Raw genomic sequence first — 3809 nt, forward strand, 5'->3', positions numbered from 1 at the left:
ACTTTATTTTTTTTGTCACTGTGGAAGTTGGGCCTAAGGACCCCACAATGCCGCAACGCGCCAACCTTGCAGCCCCCCGATTCGATGGCAGCGAAGAGATTCCTGCATGGGCCGATGCGCTGCTGAAATCCGCCCGCGAGATCGATAAGCGCATGGACGCCATCACGGCCCGCCGCCGCCGCGCCGATTACGCCGCACCGACCGAAGATCGCCAGCGCACCACCGATGGGAAGCTCCGCGCCGACAGTGCCCGCAGTTATGCGAGCACCGAGCGCCGGCAATTGCAAGGCAAAATCGACCTTTTGGAGCACCGGATGCGCCATATTCTGACCGAGCCATCGGTCGATGATCGCAACGCGTACAGCGACGCTCATGCCCGTGCCGATGCAGTGTTTCAGGCCGCCCTTGGCCGCCCCGCTCCGACCCCCACCCCCGGCGAGCATCCCGATGGCTACCGCAAGCGCCTCGCCACCATGCTCGCAACAGTCTCACCCGAATTGAACGGCGCGCGGCTCGACAATCTATCCGGCGGAACACTCGCCGCGATCGAGCGTGAAGTGTTCGCCGACGCAGCCCGCGCCGTGAAAGACAATTCGCCCAGACTTGGAATCCCGGCCGGCCAGCTACGTGCGATCGAGACTGATTGGCATGGACACAAGAAAACCGAATACGTCGGCGACCCGACCGCAGCCTGGGCGCCCTACTCATACGGCGCGGGCGGCAAGGTCAGCATCAATCGCAGCCTCGCGACGAAGCACTGAGGATTCATAGAATGTCCGAAACCACCAGCGACAAAACCAAACCGATCTCGATCTCGATGCCGCCGGCGATCCTAGAACGCCTGGATGCCGAGGCCGCCCGCACCGATATTCCTCGCTCGACCTTGGTTCGCCATTTGCTCGACGCCGCCCTGCCGGGCGGCCGGAACTCCCGGCATCGGCCATGGTTCGAAGTGACATACGACTCAACCCTGCCGCCGCGCTGTACTGCCCGCATCACCCCCGGCGTTGCTGGATGGGCTGGACCGGCGATGTCCTGGGTGACGGGACCTGGCGAGGCTGGCGTCAATTTTCGCAACCGGATCACCGCCGAAATGAGAGAGGCCGGGATACACCTTGTCGGCGCAACCGTCCTGATCTCCACGCATCCGGCCTGGGATTCATGGGGTGGACATGTGCCGAAACACCTCCGCGCCGCGCCGTGAGCCGTATCGCCCGCCTGTTCGCCAGCGCGTTCCCATCGGTCCGGGGCAGCATCACAACCGACCCCCAGCACGCCGCCCGCCGCGATCGGATCGATGACAGCCTCGCCCTCGACAAAATCGTAAGGAAATCAACCATGACCACCGACGCCGAAGCCGACGCCATCATCGCCCGCCACCGCGCCACCGCCGAACGGGCCGCTACCGAGGGCGGCAAAAGCTTCAGGGACGCCATGACGGCGGCGTGCGATTCGCAAGCCGAAGAAATCGACCGGCTTCGCGCCATCATCCGCGATATGAGCGCCGAACGCCCGCGCCGCCTCATTAGCATCACCGCCCTGACGATCAACGGGAGCGCCGGGGCGCGATCCGAGCTGATCGGGGTGGCCGGAGATGGCACGATCTGGAACGGCGGGCAGCGGGGCGACTCCTGGCGGCGCATTGCCGATCTGCCGCAGGGTGCGGATGAACTTTGATGACACCACCGACCACGCTCGCCGAAGTCAACGCCTGGGCCGATGCAGTGACGCCGCAGATCTTCGAAAAGGCGATCACGGAGGCGCGCGCCGGCAATATCCGGTTGCGGCATCACCTCGATACGGTCGGTATAAGGTGGCGTGACGATGGCTGATAATGCAGGCGGAAAACAGCCGCACGGCTTCAAGCCCGGTCAGAGCGGCAACCCGGCCGGCAAACCGCCCGGCACCCGGCATAAGGCGACCATGGCGGCCGAAGCTCTACTCGACGGCGAGGCTGATGCTCTGACCCGGCAGGCGATCCAGATGGCGCTCGGGGGCGATCAGGTGGCGTTGCGCTTATGCCTCGACCGCATCCTACCACCCCGCCGCAGCCGCACCGTGCGCCTCGCACTGCCCGCCCTGACCGACGCCGATAGCTGCATGGCTGCAATCGCCGCCGTCGCCGCAGCCGTCGCGGATGGGCAGTTATCACCCGATGAAGCCACCCCCATCGCCGGGCTGGTGGAGGCCGCGCGCAAAACCATCGAGATCGTCAACATTGAAACCCGCCTTGCCGCATTGGAAGCCAAAGCATGACCCTCCTCGAACGCCGTCTCGCCACCCTCGAACGCACCAGCCCGCCCGGCGTGGAGAAAATCACGATGATCCGCCGCGTCGTCTTGGCACCCGATGCGGATGGGCAATGGCAGCCGGTGCGGACGATCGAGCGCGTCATTGTCACCGATGCCCGGTCATAGATCAAAAGGCTCTGGATGCGGGCCGGCCAGCCGCGTTCATAGCACCGCTAAACAGCAATTCATCGACCCAGCGCCGGAAAAGCAGCGGGCAAGGGCGTTGAAGCGATGGGCCGATCACCGCGAACGTGTGGCGCAAGGCCCCGAGGCCGTCGCTGCTCATGCGCGCCTAGTGATGCTGGAAAAGATCAGGCGGGGGATGAAGCGCGCCATGCGTTCGAGCACGTTACCATCGCCCGCGCGTTCGGAGGAGGATTAGATGCCGACGCTACGTGAAGCCATTGCGAACCGAGGCAAGCCCGCCAGCGCCGTCCGCACCGCGATCAGGGCCGATCTGAAAGAGGCGCGGCGCAGGCTCTATGCCGCCACACAGGCCCTCGACGCCCTTCTTGGCCTCGGCCTCGACGACGACGCGCTGGTGGAGCGGGCCCGGCCGCTGGTGGAAGCGATCAGGCGGATTCCATTGTGACCGACACCCTCGACCCCGCCGAACTCGCCCGGTTGCGCCTGGTGGCAGAGAACCCCTTAGCGCGGCCGAGTGAGCGGGTGGCGGCGAGGCGCGTGCTGCGTGAACTACGCGATGCTGAGACCCGCGCCGCCGATGAAGCCGATCGGCGCGAACTGCTTGCGGTGATCCGGCGCACGATCGCGCGGGCTTAGCGTCGACCCGCACCAGCCCATCTCCGCACCACAACTTCCCGTCGACGGGAAGTTTCAAACGCGCTGCATCTGTCTGGCATCGGCGGCGCATCGGCATGGCACCAGCCCGGCAGCGGCGGCGCATCGCCAGCGCATCTGCCCGGTATTCTCGCATTTTCGTGAACTGGCTGCACCATCCGCGCCGACCCGTTCATTGCGATACCGTGCCAAATCCGAAACCAGAACGCTACCGAAACAGTCTCATCTTTTGAGAAAAGCTAGGCTATCTGCCAGTTTCGGGGGATTTAATGTGTTTCGATATAGTTATGAACTACCGATGCCCCCTATGCCCTATGCTATCCCGCGCATACGGGAAAAATATATTCTCAGAACTCACGACGCCGTGATGATATGCTCGTATCCCGACACGTCCCGCACCGCCCATGCCGTAGTTATGCCGTATGCCGTCCGGGTGATGTGTGGATATGTCGTGTAAAGCATTGATAATGCTTGGTATCCCGTACCGGATTCGAACCGGTGTTGCCGCCGTGAGAGGGCAGCGTCCTAGGCCTCTAGACGAACGGGACGATGATCTCTTCGGTAGCCGAGGTAGATTTTGGGGTCAAGTCGGCGGCGGGGCGGGGATTGTCGCGTTGATCGGCGAGGGCGCGGAATATTCGTTTTGATGTCGTAACGATTTAGGCGTGCGAACGGGTTTTTGCGTCAGGTTTGAAAATCGCGGGGGGCGAGGAGGCG

General features: G+C 63.9%; 8 protein-coding genes and 1 tRNA gene. 8 read left to right on the forward strand and 1 reads right to left on the reverse strand.

Translation table 11 applies throughout. The annotated features are described in order from the left end of the window. The 8 genes from ACP5E6_RS16990 to ACP5E6_RS17025 all read left to right on the forward strand — a co-directional run. Window positions 1-761: hypothetical protein (locus ACP5E6_RS16990; protein ID WP_427956166.1), on the forward strand; the 761-nt coding region annotated here is incomplete at its 5' end. Window positions 762-772: 11 nt separating this feature from the next. Beyond that, the gene (locus ACP5E6_RS16995) at window positions 773-1204 is read left to right on the forward strand and encodes a ribbon-helix-helix protein, CopG family (RefSeq protein WP_427956168.1); all 432 of its coding nucleotides are present in this window, start codon (window positions 773-775) and stop codon (window positions 1202-1204) included. Continuing rightward, complete coding sequence (locus tag ACP5E6_RS17000) at window positions 1201-1677, forward strand: hypothetical protein (RefSeq protein WP_427956170.1); 477 nt, start codon at window positions 1201-1203, stop codon at window positions 1675-1677. Before ACP5E6_RS16995 ends, ACP5E6_RS17000 begins: the two co-directional genes overlap by 4 nt. Further along, a complete protein-coding gene (locus ACP5E6_RS17005) occupies window positions 1677-1832 on the forward strand; it encodes a hypothetical protein (protein ID WP_427956172.1) in 156 nt (51 codons plus the stop codon). Before ACP5E6_RS17000 ends, ACP5E6_RS17005 begins: the two co-directional genes overlap by 1 nt. Beyond that, window positions 1825-2256, forward strand: a complete 432-nt coding sequence (locus tag ACP5E6_RS17010) for a DUF5681 domain-containing protein (protein ID WP_427956173.1) — start codon at window positions 1825-1827, stop codon at window positions 2254-2256. The genes ACP5E6_RS17005 and ACP5E6_RS17010 overlap by 8 nt, the downstream gene beginning before the upstream one ends. Next, complete coding sequence (locus tag ACP5E6_RS17015) at window positions 2253-2417, forward strand: hypothetical protein (protein WP_427956176.1); 165 nt, start codon at window positions 2253-2255, stop codon at window positions 2415-2417. The genes ACP5E6_RS17010 and ACP5E6_RS17015 overlap by 4 nt, the downstream gene beginning before the upstream one ends. 256 nt (window positions 2418-2673) lie before the next feature. Beyond that, entirely contained in the window at window positions 2674-2883 is a 210-nt protein-coding gene (locus ACP5E6_RS17020) for a hypothetical protein (protein WP_427956179.1), read from the forward strand. After that, window positions 2880-3074, forward strand: a complete 195-nt coding sequence (locus ACP5E6_RS17025) for a hypothetical protein (RefSeq protein WP_427956181.1) — start codon at window positions 2880-2882, stop codon at window positions 3072-3074. Before ACP5E6_RS17020 ends, ACP5E6_RS17025 begins: the two co-directional genes overlap by 4 nt. A gap of 490 nt (window positions 3075-3564) precedes the next feature. Here the strand turns inward: ACP5E6_RS17025 and ACP5E6_RS17030 are convergent. Then, window positions 3565-3640: transfer RNA gene (locus ACP5E6_RS17030), tRNA-Glu, on the reverse strand. Window positions 3641-3809 lie beyond the last annotated feature (169 nt).

It is taken from the genome of Acidiphilium sp., from assembly GCF_049977125.1.
GTDB lineage: Bacteria > Pseudomonadota > Alphaproteobacteria > Acetobacterales > Acetobacteraceae > Acidiphilium.

Bases quoted from the DNA above. Each gene is read 5' to 3' on its own strand.
- ACP5E6_RS16995 (WP_427956168.1), top strand. From the start codon at position 773: ATGTCCGAAACCACCAGCGACAAAACCAAACCGATCTCGATCTCGATG.
- ACP5E6_RS17005 (WP_427956172.1), top strand. From the start codon at position 1,677: ATGACACCACCGACCACGCTCGCCGAAGTCAACGCCTGGGCCGATGCA.
- ACP5E6_RS17010 (WP_427956173.1), top strand. From the start codon at position 1,825: ATGGCTGATAATGCAGGCGGAAAACAGCCGCACGGCTTCAAGCCCGGT.
- ACP5E6_RS17015 (WP_427956176.1), top strand. From the start codon at position 2,253: ATGACCCTCCTCGAACGCCGTCTCGCCACCCTCGAACGCACCAGCCCG.
- ACP5E6_RS17020 (WP_427956179.1), top strand. From the start codon at position 2,674: ATGCCGACGCTACGTGAAGCCATTGCGAACCGAGGCAAGCCCGCCAGC.